This window comes from Streptomyces sp. NPDC104761 (genome assembly GCF_055583445.1).
Window position 1 is genome coordinate 1 of sequence record NZ_JBVJNZ010000007.1, and the last position, 24,204, is coordinate 24,204.

General features: G+C 69.5%; 22 protein-coding genes and 2 pseudogenes. 16 read left to right on the forward strand and 8 right to left on the reverse strand.

What is annotated here, in order from left to right; all coding sequences use genetic code 11:
• Positions 1 to 346: 346 nt before the first annotated feature.
• Together ACZ63F_RS19860 and ACZ63F_RS19865 are read right to left on the reverse strand one after the other, a co-directional pair.
• Positions 347 to 713, reverse strand: a pseudogene (locus tag ACZ63F_RS19860) (transposase); the annotation flags it as partial.
• Between the two features lie 96 nt (positions 714 to 809).
• Positions 810 to 1,700: a helix-turn-helix transcriptional regulator gene (locus tag ACZ63F_RS19865; protein WP_469712533.1), complete on the reverse strand. Its 891-nt coding sequence runs from the start codon at positions 1,698 to 1,700 to the stop codon at positions 810 to 812.
• 225 nt (positions 1,701 to 1,925) lie between these two features.
• Here ACZ63F_RS19865 and ACZ63F_RS19870 point away from each other — a divergent pair, with 225 nt between their 5' ends.
• The 6 genes from ACZ63F_RS19870 (at position 1,926) to ACZ63F_RS19895 (ending at position 9,186) form a co-directional block, all read left to right on the forward strand.
• Positions 1,926 to 2,942 carry a zinc-dependent alcohol dehydrogenase family protein gene (locus ACZ63F_RS19870; protein ID WP_469712535.1) on the forward strand — a complete coding sequence of 339 codons (1,017 nt, stop codon included), beginning with the start codon at positions 1,926 to 1,928 and terminating at the stop codon, positions 2,940 to 2,942.
• 46 nt (positions 2,943 to 2,988) lie between these two features.
• Complete coding sequence (locus ACZ63F_RS19875; protein WP_469712536.1) at positions 2,989 to 3,399, forward strand: (R)-mandelonitrile lyase; 411 nt, start codon at positions 2,989 to 2,991, stop codon at positions 3,397 to 3,399.
• Between the two features lie 260 nt (positions 3,400 to 3,659).
• Positions 3,660 to 3,938, forward strand: a complete 279-nt coding sequence (locus tag ACZ63F_RS19880; RefSeq protein WP_469712538.1) for a cyclophilin-like fold protein — start codon at positions 3,660 to 3,662, stop codon at positions 3,936 to 3,938.
• 400 nt (positions 3,939 to 4,338) lie between these two features.
• Positions 4,339 to 4,947: a diacylglycerol/lipid kinase family protein gene (locus tag ACZ63F_RS19885; protein ID WP_469712540.1), complete on the forward strand. Its 609-nt coding sequence runs from the start codon at positions 4,339 to 4,341 to the stop codon at positions 4,945 to 4,947.
• A gap of 223 nt (positions 4,948 to 5,170) precedes the next feature.
• On the forward strand, positions 5,171 to 7,828 hold the full coding sequence (mgtA, locus tag ACZ63F_RS19890; protein ID WP_469712542.1) for a magnesium-translocating P-type ATPase: 2,658 nt from the start codon (positions 5,171 to 5,173) through the stop codon (positions 7,826 to 7,828).
• 254 nt (positions 7,829 to 8,082) lie between these two features.
• Positions 8,083 to 9,186 carry an AI-2E family transporter gene (locus tag ACZ63F_RS19895; RefSeq protein ID WP_469712544.1) on the forward strand — a complete coding sequence of 368 codons (1,104 nt, stop codon included), beginning with the start codon at positions 8,083 to 8,085 and terminating at the stop codon, positions 9,184 to 9,186.
• A 201-nt stretch (positions 9,187 to 9,387) separates the two neighbouring features.
• Here the strand turns inward: ACZ63F_RS19895 and ACZ63F_RS19900 are convergent, their stop codons facing one another.
• Together ACZ63F_RS19900 and ACZ63F_RS19905 are read right to left on the reverse strand one after the other, a co-directional pair.
• The gene (locus ACZ63F_RS19900) at positions 9,388 to 9,516 is read right to left on the reverse strand and encodes a hypothetical protein (RefSeq protein ID WP_469712545.1); all 129 of its coding nucleotides are present in this window, start codon (positions 9,514 to 9,516) and stop codon (positions 9,388 to 9,390) included.
• A 334-nt stretch (positions 9,517 to 9,850) separates the two neighbouring features.
• Complete coding sequence (locus tag ACZ63F_RS19905; RefSeq protein WP_469712546.1) at positions 9,851 to 11,275, reverse strand: non-reducing end alpha-L-arabinofuranosidase family hydrolase; 1,425 nt, start codon at positions 11,273 to 11,275, stop codon at positions 9,851 to 9,853.
• Between the two features lie 699 nt (positions 11,276 to 11,974).
• Between ACZ63F_RS19905 and ACZ63F_RS19910 the strand changes: the two genes are divergently transcribed.
• The 6 genes from ACZ63F_RS19910 to ACZ63F_RS19935 all read left to right on the forward strand — a co-directional run bounded on the left by ACZ63F_RS19910 (position 11,975) and on the right by ACZ63F_RS19935 (position 19,373).
• The gene (locus tag ACZ63F_RS19910; RefSeq protein ID WP_469712548.1) at positions 11,975 to 13,411 is read left to right on the forward strand and encodes an endo-1,4-beta-xylanase; all 1,437 of its coding nucleotides are present in this window, start codon (positions 11,975 to 11,977) and stop codon (positions 13,409 to 13,411) included.
• Between the two features lie 277 nt (positions 13,412 to 13,688).
• Positions 13,689 to 15,380: an acetolactate synthase large subunit gene (locus ACZ63F_RS19915; protein ID WP_469712549.1), complete on the forward strand. Its 1,692-nt coding sequence runs from the start codon at positions 13,689 to 13,691 to the stop codon at positions 15,378 to 15,380.
• Between the two features lie 347 nt (positions 15,381 to 15,727).
• A complete protein-coding gene (locus tag ACZ63F_RS19920) occupies positions 15,728 to 17,407 on the forward strand; it encodes a chloride channel protein (RefSeq protein WP_469712550.1) in 1,680 nt (559 codons plus the stop codon).
• Positions 17,408 to 17,510: 103 nt separating this feature from the next.
• The gene (locus ACZ63F_RS19925) at positions 17,511 to 17,756 is read left to right on the forward strand and encodes a hypothetical protein (protein WP_469712551.1); all 246 of its coding nucleotides are present in this window, start codon (positions 17,511 to 17,513) and stop codon (positions 17,754 to 17,756) included.
• Positions 17,757 to 17,761: 5 nt separating this feature from the next.
• Positions 17,762 to 18,466, forward strand: a complete 705-nt coding sequence (locus ACZ63F_RS19930; protein ID WP_469713066.1) for a DUF4396 domain-containing protein — start codon at positions 17,762 to 17,764, stop codon at positions 18,464 to 18,466.
• A 124-nt stretch (positions 18,467 to 18,590) separates the two neighbouring features.
• Complete coding sequence (locus ACZ63F_RS19935; RefSeq protein ID WP_469712553.1) at positions 18,591 to 19,373, forward strand: DUF4142 domain-containing protein; 783 nt, start codon at positions 18,591 to 18,593, stop codon at positions 19,371 to 19,373.
• A 278-nt stretch (positions 19,374 to 19,651) separates the two neighbouring features.
• Here ACZ63F_RS19935 and ACZ63F_RS19940 read toward each other — a convergent pair whose 3' ends face one another.
• Together ACZ63F_RS19940 and ACZ63F_RS19945 are read right to left on the reverse strand one after the other, a co-directional pair.
• The gene (locus tag ACZ63F_RS19940; protein ID WP_469712554.1) at positions 19,652 to 20,191 is read right to left on the reverse strand and encodes a MarR family winged helix-turn-helix transcriptional regulator; all 540 of its coding nucleotides are present in this window, start codon (positions 20,189 to 20,191) and stop codon (positions 19,652 to 19,654) included.
• 295 nt (positions 20,192 to 20,486) lie between these two features.
• Positions 20,487 to 21,011 carry a peroxiredoxin-like family protein gene (locus ACZ63F_RS19945; protein ID WP_469712556.1) on the reverse strand — a complete coding sequence of 175 codons (525 nt, stop codon included), beginning with the start codon at positions 21,009 to 21,011 and terminating at the stop codon, positions 20,487 to 20,489.
• 173 nt (positions 21,012 to 21,184) lie between these two features.
• On the opposite strand from ACZ63F_RS19945, the gene ACZ63F_RS19950 reads away from it, so the two are divergent.
• Positions 21,185 to 21,799 (forward strand): TetR/AcrR family transcriptional regulator, encoded by a 615-nt coding sequence (locus ACZ63F_RS19950; protein WP_469712559.1) that lies wholly within the window; start codon positions 21,185 to 21,187, stop codon positions 21,797 to 21,799.
• Between the two features lie 84 nt (positions 21,800 to 21,883).
• Here ACZ63F_RS19950 and ACZ63F_RS19955 read toward each other — a convergent pair whose 3' ends face one another.
• Positions 21,884 to 22,573: an ANTAR domain-containing protein gene (locus ACZ63F_RS19955; protein WP_469712561.1), complete on the reverse strand. Its 690-nt coding sequence runs from the start codon at positions 22,571 to 22,573 to the stop codon at positions 21,884 to 21,886.
• Positions 22,574 to 22,694: 121 nt separating this feature from the next.
• On the opposite strand from ACZ63F_RS19955, the pseudogene ACZ63F_RS19960 reads away from it, so the two are divergent.
• Positions 22,695 to 23,009 (forward strand): annotated as a pseudogene (locus tag ACZ63F_RS19960) (helix-turn-helix transcriptional regulator); the annotation flags it as partial.
• A gap of 102 nt (positions 23,010 to 23,111) precedes the next feature.
• Positions 23,112 to 23,414 carry an STAS domain-containing protein gene (locus ACZ63F_RS19965; RefSeq protein WP_469713067.1) on the forward strand — a complete coding sequence of 101 codons (303 nt, stop codon included), beginning with the start codon at positions 23,112 to 23,114 and terminating at the stop codon, positions 23,412 to 23,414.
• A 60-nt stretch (positions 23,415 to 23,474) separates the two neighbouring features.
• Here the strand turns inward: ACZ63F_RS19965 and ACZ63F_RS19970 are convergent, their stop codons facing one another.
• On the reverse strand, positions 23,475 to 23,702 hold the full coding sequence (locus ACZ63F_RS19970; protein ID WP_352358083.1) for a hypervirulence associated TUDOR domain-containing protein: 228 nt from the start codon (positions 23,700 to 23,702) through the stop codon (positions 23,475 to 23,477).
• 178 nt (positions 23,703 to 23,880) lie between these two features.
• Between ACZ63F_RS19970 and ACZ63F_RS19975 the strand changes: the two genes are divergently transcribed.
• On the forward strand, positions 23,881 to 24,120 hold the full coding sequence (locus tag ACZ63F_RS19975; RefSeq protein WP_469712563.1) for a DUF5133 domain-containing protein: 240 nt from the start codon (positions 23,881 to 23,883) through the stop codon (positions 24,118 to 24,120).
• Positions 24,121 to 24,204: the final 84 nt, after the last annotated feature.

The following is a 24,204-nucleotide window of genomic DNA, read 5'->3' on the forward strand; positions in this document are numbered from 1 at the left end:
CACCCGCCGAATACGAGACCAAGTACTACCGCGAAACCACGAAGTCCCAGGTCACAGTCACGACCTAGAGTCTCGATCAAACCCGGAACGGTTCAGTGAAACCACTGGGTCTGTACGGTGCAGGCACAGACGAACCCGCCCTCGTTCCTGTCCTCAACCCGGCGGCAACGCGCGGGTTCTGCGGTTCGCCCGCCAGTCCAGCATGGGTGAAGCGACTTCGGCACCGTTCACGCCTAGCTCGACGACATGTCTGCGACTGCTCTCCCCGGAGCCCGGATCGCACCTGACGCACTAACGGTGACGCTCGGGACTGTCAAACGAGTGGTGTAACTGGGGTAGTTGAGGGTTACTGTCGGGCGGCTGAGAGTCGGCCGTCGAAGGTGATGTCGAAGGCGTTCAGGGCGGCCTTCCAGCGCATGGTCCATCGGGCCTGGCCCTTGCCCGTGGGATCGAGGGACATGATCGCCATGTAGACGCACTTCAGGGCGGCCTGCTCGGTGGGGAAGTGTCCACGGGCCTTGACCGCCCGGCGGATGCGGGCGTTGACGGACTCGATCGCGTTGGTGGTGCAGACGATGCGCCGGATCTCGGTGTCGAACCGCAGGAACGGGGTGAACTCTCCCCCAGACTTCGTCCGGGGGTACCCCCACCCAGGCGTTCTCCCACAGTTTCACGATCGCCGGATACTTCCTGCCCCAGGAATCGGCGAACTCGGCGAACCGGTCCAGGGCCTGGTCCTCTGCTGCGCCGGGCGGGAAGCGTGAGGCCGCCGCCCGGCGCCCGATCACCTCACCCACTCGCACTCACGGTCATCTGGGCGCAGATCGTTTCGTGTCAGGGTCGGCTTCCCGAGTGGCGCCCCATGCGGAGAGCAGGCGCAGTCCTTCTTCGGAGGGTGAGCCGGGTTCGGCGGTGTAGACGGTGAGGGTGAGACCGGGTTCGGCGGCCATCTCCAGGCCCTCGTAGGCGAGGGTGAGGTCGCCGACGGCGTGGTGGTGGAAGCGTTTGGTGCCGGTGCCGTGGTGGCGGACGTTGTGGGCGCCCCAGCGGGTGCGAAAGTCGTCGCTGCGGGTGGACAGCTCGCCGACGAGATCGTGGAGGTCCTTGTCGCGGGGGTCGCGGCCGGCCTCGGTGCGCAGGATGGCGACGGAGATGTCGGCGGCCTGGTCCCAGTCCGGGTAGAAGCGGCGCGAGGCGGGGTCGAGGAACTGGAACCGGGCCAGGTTCGCCTGGTTGCCGACCATGGCGTAGACGTCGGCGTAGAAGGCCCGGGCGAGCTGGTTGGTGGCGAGCAGGTCCATGCGGCCATTGCGGACGAACGCGGGCCCCGCGGTGACGGCGTCCAGCACCCACTGCAGGCTGCGGTGCGACGTCCAGGCCCGGGTGGTGCGGCGGTGGGGCCGGGTGAGCACGTCGGAGCCGTCGGCGGCCTGGGCGAGATTGAGCAGGTGGGCGCGTTCGGCGTCGTCGAGCTGGAGGGCGCGGGCGACGGCTTCGAGTACAGCGGGGGAGACACCGGCGAGGTTGCCGCGCTCGAGCTTGGCGTAGTACTCCACGCTCACATCGGCCAGGGCGGCGACCTCGCTGCGGCGCAGTCCGGGAACCCGGCGGCGGATGCCGGACGGCAGGCCCGCCCGCTCGGGAGTGATCTTCGCGCGCCGCGAGCTGAGGAACTCGCGGACCTCCTCACGGTTGTCCATGCCTTCGACGGTACGTCCCGCCCGCCGCCGTAGGGGTGTACTGCCAGTACGCCCCTTGAGGGTGCCTCGCTTCACTTCCCGGGAGCGGGTTACCTGGATGGCGTGGTGCTTCCGCCCGCTCCGTCCCGGCGGGACGAGGCGGGGAGAGCGCACCCGGTCCTGCACTCTGCGGCGGCCCCGGACATCCGGCGGCCGCACGCCATGGCACGCAAAGGAATCCCTCTCATGCGCGGCGCAGTGATCCACGCCCCCGGCGACGTCCGTTTCGAGACCCTGGACGACCCGAAGATCCTCCACCCGACCGACGCCATCATCCGTACGGCCGTGACCTGCGTATGCGGCTCCGACCTGTGGCCCTACCGCGGCGCGGAGCCGATCGGCGACCCGCATCCCATGGGACACGAGTACGTCGGCTTCGTCGAGGAGGTCGGGTCCGGGGTCAGCGCCGTCAAGCCGGGCCAGTTCGTCGTCGGCTCCTTCGCCACCTCGGACAACAGCTGCGCGAACTGCCGGAACGGCTTCCCGTCCAACTGCCTGCACCGCGAGTTCATGTCCACCTGCCAGGCCGACTACGTGCGCATCCCCAATGCCCAGGGCACCCTGGTCGCCACTGACGAGATCCCCGACGAGCGGTTCTGGCCGGGTCTGCTGGCCGTCTCCGACGTGATGGGCACCGGCTGGTGGGCCGCCGACGCCGCCGAGGTCGAGCCCGGCTCCACCGCCGTGGTCGTCGGCGACGGCGCGGTCGGGCTGTGCGCGGTGATCGCCGCCAAGGAGATGGGTGCCGAGCGCATCATCGTCATGAGCCGGCACGAGACGCGACAGAAGCTCGCCGAGGAGTTCGGCGCCACCGACATCGTCACCGAGCGCGGCGACGAGGGCGTGGCCCGGATCAAGGACATGACCGATGGAATCGGCGCCGATGCGGTGCTGGAGTGTGTCGGCACCGCCCAGGCCATGCGGCAGGCCCTGTACTCGGCACGCCCCGGCGGCAACGTCGGCTTCGTCGGCGTCCCCCACGAGGTCGCCATCGACGGCCAGGAGCTGTTCTTCTCCCACGTCGGCCTGCGCGGTGGCCCCGCTCCGGTGCGCCGCTACCTGCCCGACCTGATCGACCGCATCCTGACCGGAGCCATCGACCCGGGCAAGGTCTTCGACCTCACCCTTCCGCTGGACCAGGTCGCCGAGGGCTACCGGGCCATGGACGAGCGCCGCGCCATCAAGGCACTCCTCAAGCCCTGACCCACCCACTCCGTCCTCCCTGACAGGAAGCAAGGAGCAAGCAACCGTGCAGATCACCCGCAGCTCGATCGACACCGTCAAGGGCCCCGCCGACTGGTTCACCGGCGACGTCTACATCGACCCCGTCGCCGCCGCACCCGAGCCCTCCCGGGTCAGCGCCGCCCTGGTGCACTTCATGCCCGGCGCCCGCACCCACTGGCACCGCCACCCGCTCGGCCAGACCGTCTTCGTCACCGAGGGCATCGGCCTGTGCCAGCGCCGCGGCGGACCCATCGAGGTCATCCGGCCCGGTGACCGCGTCCTGTTCGAGGCCGAAGAAGAGCACTGGCACGGCGCCGCGCCGAACCGGCTGATGGTCCACCTGGCCATCAACGAGGGCGACGCCGACCACGACGTCGTGCACTGGCTCACCCCCGTCACCAACGAGGAGTACGCCGCCGCACCGGCCACCAGCTGAACCTCGTACCGGACCGTCGCATCCGGCCGGCGCTCGCCTTCGGCACTGCCGCGCTCAGGATGCTGCCGCTGCTCACTCGCCCCAGCGGAGTTGGGAGGAACAGGCCCGTGCTTCGCGCCCTTCCTCGCACTGTCCTGCTCGCCATCCTGGTCTGGCCCATGACGGCGTGCGACGATCCCCCGCCGCCTGCTGCGCCGTCCTCGCACCCGTCGACTTCCACGCGAGGCACATCGTCCGAACCGTCCGGCAGGATCAACGCCATGCGCGTTCGCCTGACGATCGACGGCCACAAGGCCGACGGCACCTTGAACGACAGCCCCGCCGGCCGCGACCTGGCCGGCCTGCTCCCGCTCACCCTCGTGCTGGAGGACTTCCACGGCACGGGGTCTGAGCGCCGCCGGCGATGTCGCCGTCGCGGGACTCGGCCAAGCCGTCGGAGTAGAAAGCGAACACACGTCCTTCGACCGCGACGCGTCGGGCGGCATGGGGCGGGCGCCGCCCCGGCTCAGCCGGGCGCATCATCTCACCAGGAACAATGAAGCTCTCCGGTGGCGGTACGAGCGGAGACCTCAGCACAGGCTCTCCAACGGCACCGCCGTAGTCGGCGACCGTCGGCGCACGCGCGTCTCAGCCCGTCCGCCCTCGGCCACGACGCCCGGGCACGCTCCTCCGGGTGAGGCACGGAGTGTCACTGCAGCCGCCGTCCCTGGCCACAACGATGATGAGCCGTGACTTACGAGGGTCAGAAGTGGTGTGAGACGGCGGTCCCCGGAGTGCACGTTCGGGCCGGCTCTGGAGCCGCTGGAGTGCGACTGTTGGGCTGGCCGGGAGTCCTGCCGTTCTCTGTCATCCGGTCCGTCGTGCTCACGAACGACCCGGAGCAACCGTCCCGAAGAACAGGCGTGTCGGCCGCTCGCCTGACGGAGGCGTGAGGCGACAATGGCGCCGCCGACACCGGTAGGCGAGCGGGCATTCGTCAACAACGTGTCGTTCGGGGCGTATGCCGCCCTGGTGCAGGACCCGGCCTACCGGGAGGACAAGGTCGGCACGATGGTACGGATCCTCCCGGAATTCCTGGCCCGTCACCAAGGGCCGGAGCTGGTGGTACGTGCCGGGCTGCTCACCGTGGACCGGCCGGACGCCGTGCTGGTGAGCAACAATCCCTACCAGATCGACGACCCGGCCGGACTCGACAGGCGTGCGCAGCTCGACTCCGGGCTTCTGGGAGTACTGGCCGCCAGGGCGGAGACACCCGCCGAAACGGCCGCCAGGCTGCGAAGCGGGCAGATGCACGGACTGGCCCGTCTGGCAACACCTGACGACGTCGTCATCCACGCCGATGCCCCGGTCGTCCCCGTCGGACTGGACGGCGAGGCCGTCACCCTGCGGACTCCCGTGCGGTGCCGGATCAGCCCCCGGACGCTGCGGGTATGGGTTCCCCGCCATCGGCCAGGCGTCGCGCGCACGGGATGGCGACCGCCGGGCTGGGCCGTCATCCAGCGGGCTGCCTCACTCGTCGGGCGGTCTCATGGCCGTCACACCGACTGACCGGAGCACACCGCACGATGGGCAGCACGTCCCTTGGACCGGGCCCGATTGGCCCATGGGGGCGTGAGCGGCGAAGGGTGGAAGGTGGGAGTGTGAGGCCACTGCCAGACAGTCCGTGCACCGGGCCGTCCCCCGGCTTGCTCAGCACTGCCGGCCGTTCGTCCGGCTCTGTGTCGACGCGTGCCCCTATGCGGGAGGGCAACAGCCCGGGCGGTGGTTGCTGATGGTGACCGCTGTCGGGGCGAGGCCGGTGGCCGGGGGGCGGGCCGTCACGGCGGCCGCCCTGCCCACTGCGCAGGTGCTCCGTGATCTCGAGGTGACCGCCGACGGCCTCTCGTCGGAGGAGGCAGCACGACGGCTGAAGCGCTGGGGACCGAACGCCGTCCACTCCCACCGGGCCCGGGCGTGGCTGGTGCTGTGGCATCAGGTGCGGTCCCCCCTGCTCGGCCTGCTGCTGGCCGCGGCCGTGGTGTCCTACTTCGTCGGGGAGCGCAGCGACGCGGTGATCATCGGGGTGATCGTGGCGCTCTCCGTCGGTCTGGGTTTCGTCAACGAGTTCCGGGCGGAGAAGACCGCCCAGTCGCTGCACGCGAAGATCCGGCACCGGGCGGTCGTGCTGCGCGACGGGCGACCACAGGAGGTGGAGGTCACCGCCCTGGTCCCGGGTGATGTGGTCGAGTTGCGGCTCGGCGACATCGTGCCCGCAGATCTGCGGTTGCTTGCGACCGCGGGGCTGGAGTGCAGCGAGTCGGTGCTGACCGGTGAGTCACTGCCGGTCGCGAAGGACACCGCTGCCGTGCCGCCCGGCACGCCGCTGGCGGATCTGACCGGCTGCGCCCTGATGGGCACCGTGGTGCACTGTGGAAGCGGCCGCGGCGTCGTGGTCGCCACCGGCGCCGAAGCCGAGTTCGGGAAGATCGCCGCCGGACTGAGCGGACACCAGCTGGAGACCGAGTTCCAGGTGGGGCTGCGCCGCTTCTCCATGCTCCTGGTCTACGTCGCCGGGGCACTGACCACGTCGATCTTCATCATCAACGTCGCACTGCACAAGCCTCTGATCGACGCCCTGCTGTTCTCCCTGGCCATCGCGGTCGGCATCACCCCGCAGCTGCTGCCCGCGGTCGTCTCCACCAGCCTCGCCGCGGGCTCCCGGCGGATGAGCCGGCGCAAGGTGCTGGTCAAACGGCTGGTGTGTATCGAGGACCTCGGCGACGTCGATGTGCTGTTCACCGACAAGACCGGAACCCTCACCCAGGGACGCATCGACTTCATACGGGCCGTACCCGTCGCCGGTACCTCCGCGGAAGAAGTGTTGCGCCTCGGCCTGTTGTGCACCGAGACGGACGTGGACGACCGGGGCCGGCCTGTGGGCGGAAACCCGCTCGACGACGCTCTGTGGGACTCACCGGCCGCGGCCGCCCAGCGCTCGTCGCTGAGTGACTGGACGCGGATTGGCGTCCTGCCCTTCGACCATGAGCGGCGGATGGTCTCCGTCACCGTCACCGATCCCGTCGGTGACACCCTGCTCATCACCAAAGGAGCCCCGGAAACGGTACTGGAACGCTGCGCAGAGGTCCCCGAGCCGGTCCGCGAGGCGCTGGACGCCGAGTTCGCTACCGGGAATCGAGTCGTCGCGGTGGCGACCCGCGCTGCCCACCCCGCAACCGCAATCAGTGCCCTCGACGAGCGGGGCCTCCGCCTGGCCGGCCTGCTGGTCTTCCACGACCCGCCCAAACACGACGCGGCCGAGGCTCTGGCGCGGCTGGGCGCGCTCGGCATCACGACGAAGATCGTCACCGGGGACAACCCCGCGGTCGCCGTCAAGGTCTGCCACGACCTGGGGCTGACCGACGCCGCGGTGCTGACGGGGAACGACCTGGACGCCATGGATGACGAGCAACTCACCACAGCTATCCGCGACACCACCGTCTTCGCCCGGGTCAGCCCCGAGCACAAGGCGCGCATCGTCCGGATCCAGCGGAAGACCGGCGGCGACGTCGCCTTCCTCGGCGACGGCGTCAACGACGCCCTCGCGCTGCACGCCGCCGACGTGGGCATCTCGGTGGACTCGGCCACCGACGTGGCCAAGGACGCGGCCGACGTGATCCTGCTGGAGAAGGACCTCGGGGTTTTGGCGGACGGGGTCACCGAGGGGCGACGCATCTTCGCCAACACCATCAAGTACGTCCTGATGGGCACGTCCAGCAATTTCGGCAACATGTTCAGCGCGGCCGGTGCCTCGCTGTTTCTGCCCTTCCTGCCGATGCTGCCGTCCCAGATCCTGCTCAACAACCTGTTGTACGACACCAGTCAGCTCGCCATCCCCACCGACCAGGTCGACGAGGAGCAGGTGCGGCGGCCCGCGCACTGGGACATCGCCTTCATCCGGCGCTTCATGATCTGCTTCGGACCGATCAGCTCCCTGTTCGACTTCGTCACCTTCGCCGTAATGCTGGGCGTCTTCCACGCAGACGCCGCCCAGTTCCACACCGGCTGGTTCGTGGAGTCCCTCGCCACACAAACCCTGATCATCTTCGCCATCCGCACCCGTCGCGTCCCCTTCTGGCACAGCCGCCCGAGCCTGCCCCTCACACTCACGGCGCTGGGTGTCGTCGCCCTCGGTGCCACCCTGCCTGCCACCCCACTGGCCCGTGTTCTCGGCTTCCAACTGCTCCCGGCCGGCTTCTTCGCCGCCGTGGCCGCCATGGTCGTCGTCTACCTGCTCCTCGTCGAGTTCGCCAAGCGGATCTTCTACCGGACCGCGCGTGCACCGGCACGCCCGCAACCGGCCCCCGGTCACCGGCACCTACGCCGCCGCGCAGCACGGTTCAGCACCAACACCCGACTGCCGCACCCGCAAGCCCCCGCCGCCCGCCAGTGACCGGTCCACACCCGAAGGGCATCACCGCGTCACTGCACTCGCCGACTTCTCGAACGCCGGTCGAGCCTCTACGGCCGACGCACGGGCCGGACGAAACATCCATTGGTCGTCTCTGGCTCCATCCCTGGCGGCCGGTGGTGACTCACCGCAGCCCTTGTTGGAAGGCGTCAAGTACGACAGTGCCGGGAAGTACCGCCCACCGGGCCAAGAGGTCCCCTCGTTTTCCCTTGACCGGGGCCGGGCACCCGACGCCCATGGCGACGCGTCCGGTTCCGGTGCGAACCATCCTCGCCACCATCGGCCTGGTGCTCGCCACCTACGTCGCACTCGAGCTGGTGGTCCAGGCTCGCCGGGTCCTGATCTGGGCGGTCATCGCGTTGTTCCTGGCCGTCTCCCTCCATCCGGCGGTCGAAGCCCTGCAGCGACGGGTGCCGCGGTGCCGACGATCGGTGGCCGCCTTGCTGGTCTTCCTGGCCGCGGCCGCGGCCATCGGCGCGGTGGTCGCCCTGTTCGTCATCCCCCTGGCCCAGGAGGGCAGCCGGTTCGCCGGCCGCCTGCCCGCGATGATCAGGGACGCCCAGGCCGGCCGCGGGCCGGTCGGCAACCTGCTGGAACGGACGCACGCTCTGCAGTATGTCCAGCACCATCAGGCACAGCTCCACGCGTTCGCCACCGGACTGAGCACGCCCGCCATGAAGTTCCTTCGCGGTGCCGCGAGCACCACGGCAGGCGCTCTCACCATCTTCGTGCTGGCCTATCTGATGGTGCTGGAAGGCCCCAGGGCCATAGACCGGTCCCTGGCCCTCGTGGAGGAGGTGCCCGCAGCCCGCATACGCCGCGTCGGAGCCGCGTGCGCCCGGACTGTCAACGGCTACCTCACGGGGAACTTGCTGATCAGCGTCATCTGCGGGCTTCTGACCTATGTCGTGCTGCTGGTTTCCGGAGTGCCGTTCGCCGGCCTGCTGGCCGTCTTCGTCGCCGTGACCGACCTCATCCCCCTGGTGGGAGCCACCATGGGAGCTGTCGTGGCCTCCGCCGTGGCGTTCGTCCACTCCCTGCCGGCCGGCATCGGGGCCATCGTCTTCTTCATCGTCTACCAGCAGGCCGAAAACCACCTCCTGCAACCGGTCATCCTGTCTCGGACGGTGAAACTCAACCCCCTCACCGTGCTGCTGGCCACCCTGATCGCCGCCGAAGTCGCCGGAATCCTGGGCGCCCTGCTGGCGATCCCCGTCACCGGCATCATCCAGGTCGTCCTCGGTGACATCTGGGCTCACCGCGGCGGTCGGCCACGGGGACTGCCGACACGGGCAGACAACGGCCCCGAGGAGACCGACCGGCCCGACGCCCCCGGATGACGGCCCCGTGGAGTCCGGCCGCCACAAGCCCAGCGACGAGAGCGGACGGACCCGGCAGACAGCGAGGACCCGGGACGAGAGCGGGTTGTTGATCGCCCTCGCCCGGTCAGTATTCGGGCGGGACCTGGACGTCGGGCTGACCGAGTACCTCCGCTGCCTCCTGCCGCCCTGATGAGTGAGCCGATGTACGAGATCCCCCCCTCAGTGCTGGACGTGCGGACGTGCGTGGAACAGGGGGCGCCGTTGGGGGGCCGTGCCGGCAGCCAGATGACCGATCTCGACACGTGTCCTGATGGCCCGGACCACCTGCAGCAGACCTCCCGCAGCCATGACGGCTTCCTTGGCCGCACGCACGCAGCTCCCCGCGATCGCCCCCAGCGTGCCTGCAGGATCGCCGTGCCGTCGTGCCGTCCACCGAGTGCGCTCCGCACGCTGACGCAGGCCCGGGACGCACTCCGGCTCACGCTCCAGGAAACCGGACCCCCGGCACGGTCTCCATGTGCGCTTCGACGAGACCCCGCACATAGACCCTGCACACAGACCCTGCGTACGGCCCGGTCGGGGAGCGCTCGCGTCCCCAGGTCACCGGGTAACCGCGATTCGGCAAAGGCGACGGCCGGCCCCGTCCGGGTGAGGCCGGCCGTCGGCGAGTGCACAGGCCGGTTCAGCGCTGCAGGGTGAGGAGAGCCGGCCGCCAGGGCAGTTGGTCGTAAGGGCCGCTCGCGGTGGGGGACTTGCCCTGGTAGAGGAACTGCAGGTTGCAGGGGTCGATGGTCATGGTCTGGTCGGGGTTGTTGCGGACCAGGTCACCGTGGCTGATGTCGTTGGTCCAGGTGGCGCCGCTGTTGGCCTTGCCGGCGAAGGGGTTGCCTTCGGTGGCGGCCTGCGGGGTCCACGTGCCGTTCAGGCTGGTGGCGGTGAAGGAGCGGAAGTAGCGCTGCTCGTTCGCCCCACGTGCCTCGACGATCAAGAGGTACTGGTTCTGGCCCTGGACCTTGTAGACCTGCGGCGCCTCGAACAGGTTCTTCACCGTGTCGCTCATGACCGTCGTGTACGAGGAGCCGAAGCTGCCCGGGAAGTTTCCGATCGGCATGCTCGCCCGGTAGATGTTGCCGTTGTCACCGGCGAAGAACAGGTACATGTTCTGGCCGTCGGCGATCAGGGTCTGGTCGATCGGGGCGGCGCCCGGGATGCTGCCGGTGAACAGCGGCTGCGGCGCCGACCAGCCGTCGGGGTTGGTGGGGTCGCTCGACGTGCGGTAGATGAAGGGCCACGCACCCCACTGGTACGCCAGCACCCAGATGTTCTTGGGTGCGAAGTAGAACAGCGTGGGCGCCACCGCGGCCTGGCTCATCCCGGTCTGGCCGGCCGACGCCATGTCCGACCAGTTCGTGAAGGGTCGGAACATCATCGAGCCGTACGCCGATCCCGACACGTTCGACGCGTAGACGAGGTGTTTGCCGTTGTACGTCACGTCGGTGAAGTCCTTCAGCGAGACCCAGCCGTTCGCCGGCTGCGCCAACGCACCCGTCGACGTCCACCGGTACGTCGACGGCAGAGAACACGTGCCGTCCCCCGGCGGGGTCGTCCCGGACAGGCCGGTCCACTTCTGGTTGCTGCCTCCGTTGCACGTCCAGATCTGTGCCGCTGTGCCGTTGGCCGTACCGGAGCCCGCAACCTCCAGGCACAGGCCGGACTCCACGCCGACGACCGTGCCGTCGGAGTTCACCCGCCACTGCTGGTTCGCGCCGCCGGAGCAGGTCCAGATCTGCACCCGGGTACCGGCCGCCGTGGCGTGGCCGGGAACGTCCAGGCACTTGTTGCCGTACACGGTGAGCTGGTTGCTGTCCGTCAACGTCCACTGCTGGTTGGTCCCGCCCCAGCAGTCATAGATCTGCAGATACGTGCCGTCGGTCTGGCTGGCGCCCGGCACGTCGAGACACCGGCCGGAACCGACACCGCGCAAGGCGCCGCTGGAAGCCGCCTGAGCCGGGGCGGCGACGAGCATCGCCGCCAGTGCCGCCAGCGCCGCAACCACGACGGCGAGGCCCCGTGCCGGATGCCTGCGGCTGGAACTTCCTCTGCGCATGAATACTCCCGAGACCTTGAGTGAGCGATCATTGACGAGTCCATGACATGCGCGCGCCTTGCATGCGCCTTGCATGCGCCTTGCATGCGCATGGCCCTACTCGTGCGATGGAGCGGCCCAGAATGTTCGTCATGTCGAACAAGAGTCGAAGTGTCGAGCAACCCGAATCATAAGGAACCGGTGAACGGCGTCAATAGCTCTCGCACATATCGCCGCCAATGCCGAAACATTCGAACCACCGCAGCCGACCGACGCGCACCACGGCGCCCAACTGACTGGCTCGTAAGCGACTTGCCCCCGGAAACGGAGCGAGGGTCAGACGACGCGGATGCCCGGTCGAACCTGCCCCCAACGTCGTGACACCGAATTTCGCACGCCACCGACGTCAACACCCGGGGCCGCCGTCCACTGAGCCGGAGGGTCGAAAGTTTCGTGCGGCAATCGGAAATTTATTTCGCTCAGCGTATTGACGATCCACGGTCAGGCCTCAATCATCCCTGTCTGAGAAGCCGACCCTGGTTCGAGATTCCGGGCTGTATCGGCCAAGGCAACCCATGCTGCACGGCAGATCAGCGACCGGCTGCACGGCAGATCCGCGCACCAGGTCACCTGCGCCACCCCCTTTCGTTCCGGTGAGGTCCGCACCAGCGCATGCGACGCCGTGTGACGGTCCCCCGGCTGAGCCGCGATGGAGTTCCCATGCCTGTATCGAGACGTGGAGCACGCCCCGTCACCCGCCGGAAGATCCGCAGCCTGCTGCTGGCGCTGGTCGTCGGCGTCCTCGCCCCGGTCACCGCGCTGGCCGCACCGCCGACCGCACACGCCGCCGAGAACACGCTTGGCGCCGCGGCGGCGCAGAGCGGCCGCTACTTCGGCACCGCCATCGCCTCCGGCAGGCTGGGCGACTCGGCGTACACGACGATCGCAAACCGTGAGTTCAACATGGTGACGGCCGAGAACGAGATGAAGATCGACGCCACCGAACCACAGCGGGGCCAGTTCGACTTCAGCGCCGGCGACCGCGTCTACAACTGGGCGGTGCAGAACGGCAAGCGGGTGCGTGGCCACACACTGGCCTGGTACGCCCAGCAGCCCGGCTGGATGCAGAGCCTCAGCGGCAGCTCACTGCGCCAGGCGATGATCGACCACATCAACGGCGTCGTGGGCCACTACAAGGGCAAGATCGCCCAGTGGGACGTCGTGAACGAGGCCTTCGCCGACGGCAATTCGGGAGGTCGGCGCGACTCCAACCTGCAACGCACGGGCGACGACTGGATCGAGGTCGCCTTCCGCACCGCGCGCGCCGCCGACCCGGCGGCCAAGCTCTGCTACAACGACTACAACATCGAGAACTGGACCTGGGCGAAGACCCAGGCCGTGTACGCCATGGTCCGGGACTTCAAGCAGCGCGGCGTGCCGATCGACTGCGTCGGGTTCCAGTCGCACTTCAACAGCGGCAGCCCCTACAACAGCAACTTCCGCACCACCCTGCAGAATTTCGCCGCCCTCGGCGTCGACGTGGCCATCACCGAACTCGACGTACAGGGCGCCTCGGCCTCGACCTACGCCAACGTGACCAACGACTGCCTGGCCGTCCCGCGCTGCCTCGGGATCACCGTCTGGGGTGTGCGAGACACCGACTCCTGGCGATCGGGGGACACGCCGCTGCTGTTCAACGGCGACGGCAGCAAGAAGCCTGCCTACACCGCTGTCCTCAACGCACTCAACGGCGGCGGTTCCACGACGCCCCCTGCGGAGGGCGGACAGATCAAGGGCGTCGGTTCGGGCCGTTGCCTGGACGTGCCCGGAGCCGGCACCACGGACGGCACACAGCTCCAGCTGTGGGACTGCCACAGCGGCACCAACCAGCAGTGGACGTACACCGACGCCGGCGAGCTCAGGGTCTACGGCAACAAATGCCTTGACGCCGCCGGCACAGGCAACGGTTCCAAAGTCCAGATCTACAGCTGCTGGGGCGGCGACAACCAGAAATGGCGCCTCAACTCCGACGGCTCCATCGTCGGCGTCCAGTCCGGCCTCTGCCTCGACGCCGTCTCGGGCGGCACCGCCAACGGCACCCTGATCCAGCTCTACTCCTGCTCGAACGGCAACAACCAACGCTGGACCCGTACCTGAGGGGGCTTGCCACAAACGAAGGGGGAAGCCGCACCGTGACAGTCCACGGTGCGGCTTCCCCCGCCCTTCCGCAAGGACACACACCGTGGCCAATGTCGGGCCAGTCCCCCCGGAGCCCTGCTGCCACGCGGTGCGCGGCGACTCGTCCCTGCACCCAGCCTGCGTGTCGACCGCGGCGGCCGCCACCGCGACACCTCCGAACGGTTCCGTCGTTCCGCGCCCCTCGGCCGGCTGCCGACGGGTGGCCGGGTCCGGTGGCCGTGCCTACGTTCGTCTCATGGGCACCGAAGACGCGAGCGAGTCGCAGAACACCGCAGCAGTGGATGACGTCGCGCACCTGTTGGTGCGCTGCCTGCGGGCCGAGGGCGTGGAGTACGTCTTCGGCATCCCCGGTGAGGAGAACATCCGTTTCGTCGACGCGCTGAACGGCTCCGGGATCCGGTACGTCCTGGTGCGTCACGAGCAGGCCGCCTCGTTCATGGCGGAGATCTACGGGCGGCTGACCGGCCGGGCCGGAGTCTGTTCGGCCACGCTGGGGCCCGGCGCGATCAACCTGCTGCTCGGCACCGCGGACGCCACGACGAACAGCGCGCCGCTGGTGGCCCTGGCCGCCCAGGGCTCCCTGCGCCGCGTCCACAAGGAGTCGCACCAGGTCATCGACCTGGTGTCGATGTTCGCTCCGGTCACCCAGTGGTCGGCCCGTATCGAGTGTCCGGACGCGGTGCCGGAGATGACACGCAAGGCGTTCAAGACGGCGCAGAGCGAACGGCCGGGCGCCGTGTTCCTCGCGGTCCCCGAGGACATCGAAGCGGAGCATCCGGCCGGGCCGCTGGCGCCCCTGCAGATCGACACGGTGCGGGCCGACGCGCCGTCACCCTCCCAGATCGCACGGGCGGCCGAAGTGCTTTCGGCCGCCCGGCACCCGGTCGTGCTGGCAGGCCATGGCGCCGCCCGAGCCGGGGCCTCGGCCGCCCTGGTGCGGTTCGCCGAACGGCTGAACATCCCGGTCGCGACCACCTTCCACGGCAAGGGCGTCTTTCCCGACGACCATCCGAACGCCCTCGGCGCGGTCGGCTTCATGCGCCACGACTACGGCAACTTCGGCTTCGACGCGGCCGATGTGCTGCTCTGCGTGGGCTACGAGATCCAGGAGTTCGACCCGGCCAAGATCAACCCGAACGGCGACAAGCAGATCGTTCACGTCCACCGCTTCCCCGCCGAGGTGGACGCCCACTACCCGGTCACCGTGGGCGTCGAAAGCGACCTCTCACAGGCGCTGGACGCGCTCACGGCAGCACTGCCCGAGGGACTCACCTACGATTCGGGAAGCAGCGAGAAGATCCGCACCCTGCTCGACGAAGAGCTGCAGTACGGACGGGACAACGACGCGTTTCCCCTGGTGCCGCAGCGCGTGGTCACCGATGTCCGCACCGCCCTGGATCGCCACGACATCGTCCTCGCCGACACCGGCGCCGGAAAGATGTGGATGTCCCGTCTCTACCCCACCTACGAACCGGACACCTGCCTGGTCTCCAACGGCCTGTCCACGATGGGGTTCGCACTGCCGGGTGCCATCGCCGCCAAGCTGGCCCGGCCGGACCGGCGTGTCCTGGCGATGATGGGGGACGGCTCGTTCCTGATGAACTCCCAGGAACTGGAGACGGCCGTCCGTGAACGCGTCCCGCTGGTCGTCCTGGTCCTGGTGGACGAGGAATACGGCCTGATCACCTGGAAGATGGAACTCGAACTCGGCCGCCACAGCCACACCCGGTTCACCAACCCCGACCTGGTCGCCTACGCCGAAAGCTTCGGCGCACGCGGCTACGCCGTCGAGACCGCCGACCAACTGCTGCCCACACTGCGCCGCGCCCTCGACGACAACTCGGTCTCCGTGATCGCCTGCCCCGTCGACTACTCCGAGAACCTGCGCCTGACCGACAGACTGGGAAGTCTCCACGGCCCGTTCTGAACTGACGGGCCCAGAACCCGGAGGCCGCGGTCTTCGTCCTTATGACGACCGGCATGGATGGTCCGCCTCCGCGTGCAGCTGTTGAGCGCGCGGCTGGTCCGCCACGGGCTCCGGCAGACACCAGCCGACCCGGCTACGGGCCGAGTGGTGACTCCCACAGCGCGGGGTCCGCGGCCGCTCGTGACACCGCCCCCTTGACTTGTTTTGCATAATGCAAAGATATGGGAGTGACATCGACGAGCGCCATACCGGCGGCAACGGACGGAAAGCAAGTGCCCACCAACGCGACGAGCGGTCTGCCGCGTACACCGAGCCTCTGGGGGCTGCGAACCGCTCCAAGGGGCCTGATGGTGCTCGCCGTGGTGATCGGCGCGGGTGCGGGCGCCGGCTCCATCGTCTTCCGCTGGTGCATCAAGACCTTCACACAGCTCCTCTCCGGCCACTCGGACTATGCGGCGTCGCCGGGCGCGGGCAATGCGCACGTGCCGTGGCTCGGCCCGTACTTCGTGCTGCTCGCCCCGGTGGTGGGCGGCCTGCTCTACGGCCCTCTGGTGAACCGGTTCGCCAAGGAGGCGCGCGGCCACGGGGTGCCCGAGGTGATGCTGGCCGTCGCCCAGCGCGGCGGGCGGATCAGCCCCAAGGTCGCCGTCGTCAAGACGCTCGCCTCCGCCCTGTGCATCGGCTCGGGCGGTTCGGTGGGCCGCGAGGGGCCGATCGTGCAGATCGGTTCGGCGCTGGGGTCCACTCTCGGCCGTATGGCGAAGGCGACCGAGGGCCGGATGAGACTGCTGGTCGCGTGCGGTGCGGCGGGCGGTATCGCGGCGACCTTCAACGCACCGCTGGCCGGGGTGTTCTTCGCCATGGAGCTGATCCTGGGCACCTTCAGCGCGGAAGCCTTCGGCGCCACCGTGCTGGCCAGCGTCACCGCCAGTGTCATCGGCCGGGCAGCCTTCGGGAACGTCGCCTTCCTGCGGCTTCCCGGCTTCCGGGTGGACCACCTGACCCAGTACGGGCTGTTCGCCGCGCTCGGCGTCGCCGCCGCGGTCGTCGGTGTGGGGTTCTCCCGGTTCCTGTACCTGGTCGAGGACGCCTGCGACTGGCTGTGGCGCGGCCCCGAGTGGCTACGGCCGGCGGTCGGCGGACTGGCACTCGGACTGGTGCTCCTGCTCCTGCCCCAGATGTACGGCGTCGGCTACCCGGTCCTGCAGAAGGCGACCGAGGGCGGCTACGCGGTCGGCTTCCTGCTGCTGTTGCTGGTGGGCAAGATGCTGGCGACCAGCCTGACGATCGGCATCGGCGGCTCGGGCGGCGTCTTCGCGCCCAGCCTGTTCATCGGGGCGATGCTCGGGTCGGCGTACGGCATCGGCGTCCACCACCTGCTGCCCGGATCGGCCGGCGCGGTCGGCGCCTACGCACTGGTCGGCATGGGAGCGGTGTTCGCCGGCGCCGCACGGGCACCGATCACCGCCGTGGTGATCCTCTTCGAGCTCACCGGCGAGTACTCGATCATCCTGCCGCTGATGCTGGCGATCGTCCTGGCCACCGCGACCAGCCGCCTGTTGTCGCACGACACCATCTACACCCTCAAGCTGCGACGGCGAGGCGTCGATCTCGAGGGCCCTGCACAGGGCGCGCCGCTCGGAAGCCAGCTGGTCGGTTCCGTGATGGAACCCCTGCCGTCCCCGCTGCCCGCCTCGGCGACGCTCGCGGCCTCCGCCGACCTCCTGAGCCGATCAGGTCACGGCGCGCTCCCGGTCGTCGACGACGCCGGAGAGTACCTCGGCGTGGTCACGGCCCAGGCGGTCGCCGAGGCCCTGGCGGAGGAACCGGAGGCGGCCCCGGTCCAGGTCGGCGAGCTGGCCGAACCGCCCGCCCCGGTCACCGCCGACCAGCCCCTCGCCCAGGCCCTGCACACCCTGCTGGCAGCCACGGGCACCGGCATGCCGGTCCTCGACTCCGAGCAGGGCAAGCCGGTCGGCTGGCTCAGCCACCAGAGCGCGCTGCGCGCGGTGCACGCGACGGCCTGAGGGCACGGCCACCAGGGTTCCGGTTGCCACCCCCTCTCATTTTGCATTGTGCAAGACTGGGTACAGGGGCCTCGAAGGGTGACATTCACTCAAGGGAGGTGCCATGCACAGCGAGCACACCCGGCGCTCCTACTCGTTCGTCTGCCTCGACTGCGGACACGGCTGGGAAGCCACGTACGACATCGACGTGACCGTGGACGACCAGGGGCGGATCATCGCCACGTACCACCTCGGCGACAAGGCCGTCCTGTCGCCGCTGCAGTCGCCCCGCTGTCCGGCCTGCGAGCGCGGCAAGATACGCATCATGCGGCCGGGACGGGTGGCGTCGGCACACCTGTACGAGACGTGACCGCGATGGAGCCGCACCAGCGACCGCCCGACTGGCTGGAGGCACTGGGCTGGGCCAGCCTCGCCGTCGCTGGTGCGAGCGCCCTCGTGATCGCGGCCGACATGGCGTTCCGCGGATACCGGCAGCGCATGTGGATCATGCATCTCGTCTACCCGATCACGGCCCTGTACTGGGGTCCCGCAGCCCTGTGGTTCTACCTCCCGCACGGTCGGCGCACCTCCCTCGCCGTCATCGAGCGGGAGGGCGAGCCGGATCCGTCGAAGTCACCGCGGTGGGTGTCCTCGGCCAAGGCCATCAGCCACTGCGGTGCGGGATGCGTCCTCGGCGACATCGCCGGCGAGTGGCTGGTACGGGCGACCAGCATGACCATCGCCGGCAAGCCGCTGTACGCCGACTTCCTGATGGACTTCACCCTCGCCTGGCTGCTCGGTGTCGGGTTCCAGTACTTCACCATCGCCCCCATGCGAGACATCGGCGTCGCGCAGGGGCTGTGGGCCGCCGTGAAGGCCGACACGTTCTCCATCGTGTCGTTCCAGATCGGCCTGTTCGCGGGCATGTGGGCCTACCAGGAGGTGCTCTTCGCGCCGGGGCCGGCGAAGACCACGGCCGCGTACTGGCTGCTGATGCAGCTCGCCATGATCGTCGGCTTCTTCACGGCCTGGCCGGTCAACGGATGGCTGGTACGGGCGGGCTGGAAGGAACGGATGTGACCCCGACGGCCGGACAGAAGCCCCCCATGTCTAGCATCATGCAATCTTTACCTAGAGCAAAGGTTCTCTTACCGTATCGCCTCCGTACGACGGGACAGCCACGCCGCCAGCACCAGGAGGCACCATGCCCGTCTCACGCAACACGATCGGATCCCTCGCCGTCGGCGGGGCACTCGCCGCCACCCTCGCCGCCCTCGTCTATCCGAGCATGCTCGGCATCCAGACCACCTCCTCGAACGCGTCGAGGATCCTCGCCAACACCCAGTGGGGGCCGCTCACCGAGTCCGACCGCAACTTCGTCGTCTTCGTGCGCTCCGCCGGACTCTGGGAGAGCCCCTCGGGGGCCCTGGCCATGAAGAAGGGGACGACCGCGGCCGTACGCGAGGCCGGACGGCACCTGGTCATCGGGCACGCCGCGCTCGACGCCAGCTGCCGGAAGATCGCCCCCATGCTGAACATCACCATCCCCAACCAGCCGACACCGCAGCAGGCGGGCTTCCTTGCGACGTTCCAGTCGGACAAGGGCAAGCAGTTCGACACCGACTTCGCCAACATCCTGCGGATCACCCACGGCTCGATCTTCAACACCATCGCCAAGGTCCGCTCCACGACCGAGAACACCCTCGTGCGAGCCCTGGCCGACCAGGCCAACGACGTGGTCCTGGACCACATCACGCAGATGGAGAAGACCGGACTGGTCAACTACGACCAGGTCAACTTCCAGATAACGACCCCGCCGAAGCTTCCGTCCGCACAGGTGACGCCACCGGTGCCGCCGGCGGGCGCGCCCCAGGTCGTCCTCACGGTGCCCCCGGGCCTGTCGACCGAGGGAGTGCCGACAGGTCCGGCCGTCACCTCGGAGGGCTCCTCCGCGACCTCTCCGGCGCCGTCACCGACCGCGGGATGACTCGGCCCCACCGACGGCCGCATGGCAGCGCGCACGTTCCGCCTTGCGCAATGATCGGTCGGCACGACTGCCGCGTGCCTCCTGACGAACACTGTGCTCGCGTCAGGAGGAACCATGCCCTCTGCCCGCTGCCTGATCGGAGCCCACGTCGTCGGCGGGGAACGGGGCAGCAAGGCCCGCACCGTTCCCGTGCGCTATGCAAGCCAGGGGGATCCAGAGAAGACGTGCCCGTACGCGGATCGTGGCCGGCCGGGCATTCCGGCACGGTCGGGCGCGGGTCACACGTCGTGCACCATCGCCTCGTCGACGGCCCAGCCGAGCGGGTGCGGATCCGGGTTGCCGGCGGCGAGGGTCGCCGGCGGCTCGCCGCCCGCCCGGTTGAAGGCGCCCAGGGCCTCGATCAGTGCGAGTCGCTGCGTGGGACCGAGCCGGGCGACGATCGCCGCGATCTCGGAACGGCGCCGGGCGGTGACGTGCTCGACGGTGCGCCGGCCCTCGTCGGTGAGCTGCAGCAGGGTCTCGCGGCGGTTGTCGGGGTTGGTCTGGCGGTCGGCGAGCCCGGCCGCGATGAGCCGGTCCACCATGCGCATCGCCGTGGACGGCGCCACCTGCAGCAGGTCGGCGAGCACGACCAGCTTGGTGGCCCCTCTGGTGGCGAGCACGACCAGCATCCGGAACTGCGGCAGGGTCACCCGCTCCTCGACCTCGGCGAGGGAACGGGCGGAGACCGCCACCAGCAGGCGCGAGGCGGTCAGCACCGCCCTGGTGACCGCGTCGACATCGTCCATGGCCCCTGCTGGGCTCTCGTGCTCCGGCATAGGTCCTTTTTACCGTGCCGAAGTCGGCGCCCCCTCACGCGATGGGAACAGATTTTCCTTCCCATGACCGTGGTGACGCGGGAGCAGCATCGCGGCGTCGTCAGGCAACGGCCCGTCGGCATCTCTGACCAGGTCTTCCCGCAGAGCCTCCAGGGCCTGGTCCGCCTCGGGCTCTTCGAGAAGCGCTCCGCTCAGGCCGCTCCCCCAGCCACCAGATCGGGTTCGTCATGCTCCCGGAAGGCACCGAGCACCACGGCAGCCGTCTCCACCGCGGCCAGCCCCTTGCCTGGGGTTCTCACCCAGGCGTTTCCTTCGGGACGGGGTCCAGACGGCAGCGGTGTTCGGTTGCCAGTTCCAGCAGGTGGTCGACCGGCCACTGGTCGTAGGCGTGTTCGCCGTACTTGGCGGCCAGGATGCGGCCGTCGGGCGCGATCAGGAAATCGGCGGGAAGGCCGAGCCGCCCACCGGGCTGCTTGCGAGCCGGCGGACGCTCCTGCCCGCGGAGGATCCTCCAAGCGCTACGCAGAATGGCCCGAGTGGTCGGTGCCCAGGCACGCGGGCTCAGGAGCGCTCGAGGGGCCGACTCGACGCCGAACTCGACGTACAGGCGCTTGGCGGGATCGGCTATGACGGCGAAGGGGAACTCGGCCACGTGATCCCGCAGTTCCTCGGCGGGCGAGTGGAAGACCACGACCTCGCGGATTCGAGCGTGAGCGATCTGTTCGTGTCGCCGCACCACCGACTGAAGGTGCAGGTTGCAGATCGGGCAGCCGGCGAACCGCCGGAACTGAAGATGCGTCAGCCAGTCACGGTCGGGCACAGCGACCGGGGCGCCCGAGACGGCCGTGAGGTCATGGGCATCGACAACGGCACCGGGCCCTAACGTTCCTGGCCGTATGGGCCTTCGAGGCGTGCGCATGGTGCTCCCCCCTTTATTTAGGCGTACGGCATACGCCTACCAGGGTAGGCGTATGCCGTACGCTGTCAACCGCCATGCCCCGCCCACGTTCACTCACCCCGGATCGGCTCGCCTCGGCCGCCCTCACCGTCCTGGATCGCGACGGTCTCTCCGGTCTGTCGATGCGCACGGTCGCCAGGGAACTGCGCATGAGCACGATGGGGCTCTACCGCTACGTGGCCGACCGCGAGGAACTCGAACGGATGGTGGTCGAGTTCGTACTGGGAACCGTCGACACCGCGCCGCCCCCCTCGGGAATGCCTTGGCAGGAGCGGATCGAGGCCCTGGTGCGGCGCCTGCGTGACACCGTCAGCGCCCATCCCGCCGTCGTACCGCTGACGATCACCCACCGGCACCGGTCGCACGGGGTGCTGCGCTGGTCGGAAACGGTGCTCACTGTTCTGGCCGAAGCCGGCTTCGAGGGCACACCACAAGTCATCGCACTGCGGGCCCTGCTGAGCTACGTCATCGGAGCCATCCAACTGGAGCACCTGGGGCCCCTGGCAGGCGAGGGCACGGCCGCCATCTCCGCACTGCCGCCGACCGAGTTCCCGCGCCTGGCCGAGACCGCGCACCACGCGCAGGACGTGGCCGCCGACCAAGAGTTCTTCGGCGGCCTCGCCGCGCTGATGCGCGGCCTGAGCAGGTAACCGACACGGCCTCACCGCTGCCCTTCACCGGATCCGCAACCTCCTGGTGACGGTCACCTGCCGCACCATGGACGGGACCGGCCGTCAAGCGCACGCCTGCCGTGCCGCTCGTTCCGTGCGGACGGCCCCGTGTGGCTCCCCGTCGGTCCCGCGGGCTGTCGCGACGGCCGCGGTGAGCTCCTTCTGGACGCGGTCCGGCAGCGAAGTGCCGTGCACGGTCGTCAGCACGTCCCTGGCGAGGTCGTGCAGTTTGGTGCCGGTGTTCCGGGACGTCGTGACCAGCACCGCCCACGCCGCGTCCCGGTCCAGACCGAACGTGGCCATGAGTATCCCGCGCGCCAGGTCGATGTCCGCACGGGTGCGCGTCGCACGGCGAAGGTGGACCACCCCGGTCCGCAGAAGCCCGCCGTCCGCCGCCGGCGGATCGGGGGCCTCGGACGGGGCCGGCCCGTCGGGGGCGGCGGAGAACAGGGCGTACGTGCCCGTCAAGGTCAGCAGGCGCTCCACGGCGGGGCTGACGGCGGTGACGGTGATCGTCTTCCCGGCGGCGACCGCCTGGGCACGGGCGGCCAGCAGTTCGTTGAGCGCGCTGCAGTCCGCGAACGTCATCCCGCCGAGATCCAGGTCCACGCCCTCCGCGGACCTCACCAGGGCGTCGTGCAGGGTGCGCCGGAGCTCGTGGCTGTTGTCGAGGCAGAACTCGCCGCTCACGCTGACGGTCACCCGGCCGCCGCCCTCGCTCACGAACAGCGCGTCCTCGGACGGTTCCAGCATGATCGCCTCCTCTGCATCTGCCCCTCTCAAGCGTCGTACGCTCCCACTGACCCGTCAAGGGGTACGTGAACTCTAGTTCGTGTTTTTGCCTGCGTGAAAAATCAGTCGTACGATTTGGGCCATGGTGGCAACCGACGGGGTCCCCGAACCGCACACCGGCTGGACATTCGTGACGAGTCACGCGCGCGTCCTGGCCAGCATCGCCGACAACCACAGCGCGCGAATCCGGGACATCGCGGCACGCTGCCGGCTCACCGAGCGAGCGGTCCAGAAGATCATCTCGGACCTGGAACGGGACGGTTACCTCTCCCACACCCGCAGCGGCCGCTCCAACCACTACCGGATCGACCCGAGCAAGGTGCTGCGCCATCCCGCCGAGGCGGGCCTGACGGTGGCCTCCCTGCTGTCGTTGCTGGTCAGGGACGAGGCCGAACGCCAGGGCACGGCCACGGCAGACCACGGGGGCACGAGCCGTGGGCCGGGGGGCGAGGACGACCGTTCAGCCGAGGCGGGGCGGGCGCAGCCGGGGACGTCCGGGATGACCCGGTACGAGTCGCACGGCGTCGGGGTGTTCGTGGCCCACGGCGCCTACGACGCCGCCTCGATCGCACCGCTGGCGGACGCGCTGCGGGCAGCCGCCGACAAGTGCTCCCGGCTGGTGATCGACGCCCGCGCGATCAGCTTCGCCGACTCGACCTTCCTGAATCTGCTGATCAGCACCCACCACACGACCGACCTGCGCGTGGTCGCGCCGTCGTCACAGTTGCGGCGCCTGCTGGAACTCACCGGCGCCGACAAAGCCCTCAAGGTCCAGGCCAGCCTGGAGGAAGCCACGGCGTGAGCCGTTCCGTTCTGGCCTGCTGTCCAGGGCGGTCCGGGGCGCACGGGCGTCCGCGCCGGCTCACTTCTTCTTCAGCGCGGAGGGCTTGTGCACCGCGGACCGCCCGGACTTGCCGCTGCGCACCTGGTACTGCGGTTCGTCCGGCGACGCGTCCACCGTGCGGCCCGCGGCCTCGGTGCGCTCGGTGATCTTCTTCTCCACCTCGCCCTCGGCCTGTCCGCCGTGACTCTCCCAGGTCACCTCGTCGCCCTTCTTCAGCTCCTTGCGCGCACCACGTCTCCGAGCCATACCGGCACTCCTCCGCATACGGTGGGTCGTTTCTCCCAGGGTGTGGGCATCGCGCCGGCACCGCATCGTCACGGCCGTCCGGGCGCCGTCGTGCAGGAAACCGGACGCCGTCGGGCATGAAACGCGCGCCGGCGGACATCCGGGGAAGGTGTTGCCCGACGACAAGGAGCCTCCTCGCATGATCACTCCCCGTCCGCAGATGCTGCGTGGGCTGCTGGCGCGCCATGCGGAAGCGTGTGTACAGGTACTCGAGGCCGACACGGCCGCGAGCCGGCGCGCCCTCAGGGACATCGCGCACACGCTGTGCGTCGCCACGGGGACATACGAGATCAAGGCCGCCCTCGCGGCGGCGGACCGTCTCCTGGCGGCCGGTCCGCACGAGGCGAGCCGGGACCAGCCCCAGACGCCGGTGGCCTGAACCGGGCTCCGCGGCTGCCACCCCGCCCGGGCCGCCCGGCACCACGGTCTTCCTCGCGCCTGCCGGATCAGGGACTGTGGTCGG

What these genes read in the sequence shown, in the direction of transcription:
- mgtA (WP_469712542.1), top strand. Translation starts at nt 5,171, where the DNA reads ATGGTGACCGCTGTCGGGGCGAGGCCGGTGGCCGGGGGGCGGGCCGTC.
- ACZ63F_RS19885 (WP_469712540.1), top strand. Translation starts at nt 4,339, where the DNA reads ATGGCGCCGCCGACACCGGTAGGCGAGCGGGCATTCGTCAACAACGTG.
- ACZ63F_RS19930 (WP_469713066.1), top strand. Translation starts at nt 17,762, where the DNA reads ATGGAGCCGCACCAGCGACCGCCCGACTGGCTGGAGGCACTGGGCTGG.
- ACZ63F_RS19920 (WP_469712550.1), top strand. Translation starts at nt 15,728, where the DNA reads ATGGTGCTCGCCGTGGTGATCGGCGCGGGTGCGGGCGCCGGCTCCATC.
- ACZ63F_RS19940 (WP_469712554.1), bottom strand. Translation starts at nt 20,191, where the DNA reads ATGCCGGAGCACGAGAGCCCAGCAGGGGCCATGGACGATGTCGACGCG.
- ACZ63F_RS19955 (WP_469712561.1), bottom strand. Translation starts at nt 22,573, where the DNA reads ATGCTGGAACCGTCCGAGGACGCGCTGTTCGTGAGCGAGGGCGGCGGC.
- ACZ63F_RS19865 (WP_469712533.1), bottom strand. Translation starts at nt 1,700, where the DNA reads ATGGACAACCGTGAGGAGGTCCGCGAGTTCCTCAGCTCGCGGCGCGCG.
- ACZ63F_RS19910 (WP_469712548.1), top strand. Translation starts at nt 11,975, where the DNA reads ATGCCTGTATCGAGACGTGGAGCACGCCCCGTCACCCGCCGGAAGATC.
- ACZ63F_RS19935 (WP_469712553.1), top strand. Translation starts at nt 18,591, where the DNA reads ATGCCCGTCTCACGCAACACGATCGGATCCCTCGCCGTCGGCGGGGCA.
- ACZ63F_RS19965 (WP_469713067.1), top strand. Translation starts at nt 23,112, where the DNA reads ATGACCCGGTACGAGTCGCACGGCGTCGGGGTGTTCGTGGCCCACGGC.
- ACZ63F_RS19970 (WP_352358083.1), bottom strand. Translation starts at nt 23,702, where the DNA reads ATGGCTCGGAGACGTGGTGCGCGCAAGGAGCTGAAGAAGGGCGACGAG.
- ACZ63F_RS19880 (WP_469712538.1), top strand. Translation starts at nt 3,660, where the DNA reads ATGCGCGTTCGCCTGACGATCGACGGCCACAAGGCCGACGGCACCTTG.
- ACZ63F_RS19870 (WP_469712535.1), top strand. Translation starts at nt 1,926, where the DNA reads ATGCGCGGCGCAGTGATCCACGCCCCCGGCGACGTCCGTTTCGAGACC.
- ACZ63F_RS19895 (WP_469712544.1), top strand. Translation starts at nt 8,083, where the DNA reads ATGGCGACGCGTCCGGTTCCGGTGCGAACCATCCTCGCCACCATCGGC.
- ACZ63F_RS19925 (WP_469712551.1), top strand. Translation starts at nt 17,511, where the DNA reads ATGCACAGCGAGCACACCCGGCGCTCCTACTCGTTCGTCTGCCTCGAC.
- ACZ63F_RS19915 (WP_469712549.1), top strand. Translation starts at nt 13,689, where the DNA reads ATGGGCACCGAAGACGCGAGCGAGTCGCAGAACACCGCAGCAGTGGAT.
- ACZ63F_RS19950 (WP_469712559.1), top strand. Translation starts at nt 21,185, where the DNA reads ATGCCCCGCCCACGTTCACTCACCCCGGATCGGCTCGCCTCGGCCGCC.
- ACZ63F_RS19900 (WP_469712545.1), bottom strand. Translation starts at nt 9,516, where the DNA reads ATGGCTGCGGGAGGTCTGCTGCAGGTGGTCCGGGCCATCAGGACACGT.
- ACZ63F_RS19975 (WP_469712563.1), top strand. Translation starts at nt 23,881, where the DNA reads ATGATCACTCCCCGTCCGCAGATGCTGCGTGGGCTGCTGGCGCGCCAT.
- ACZ63F_RS19905 (WP_469712546.1), bottom strand. Translation starts at nt 11,275, where the DNA reads ATGCGCAGAGGAAGTTCCAGCCGCAGGCATCCGGCACGGGGCCTCGCC.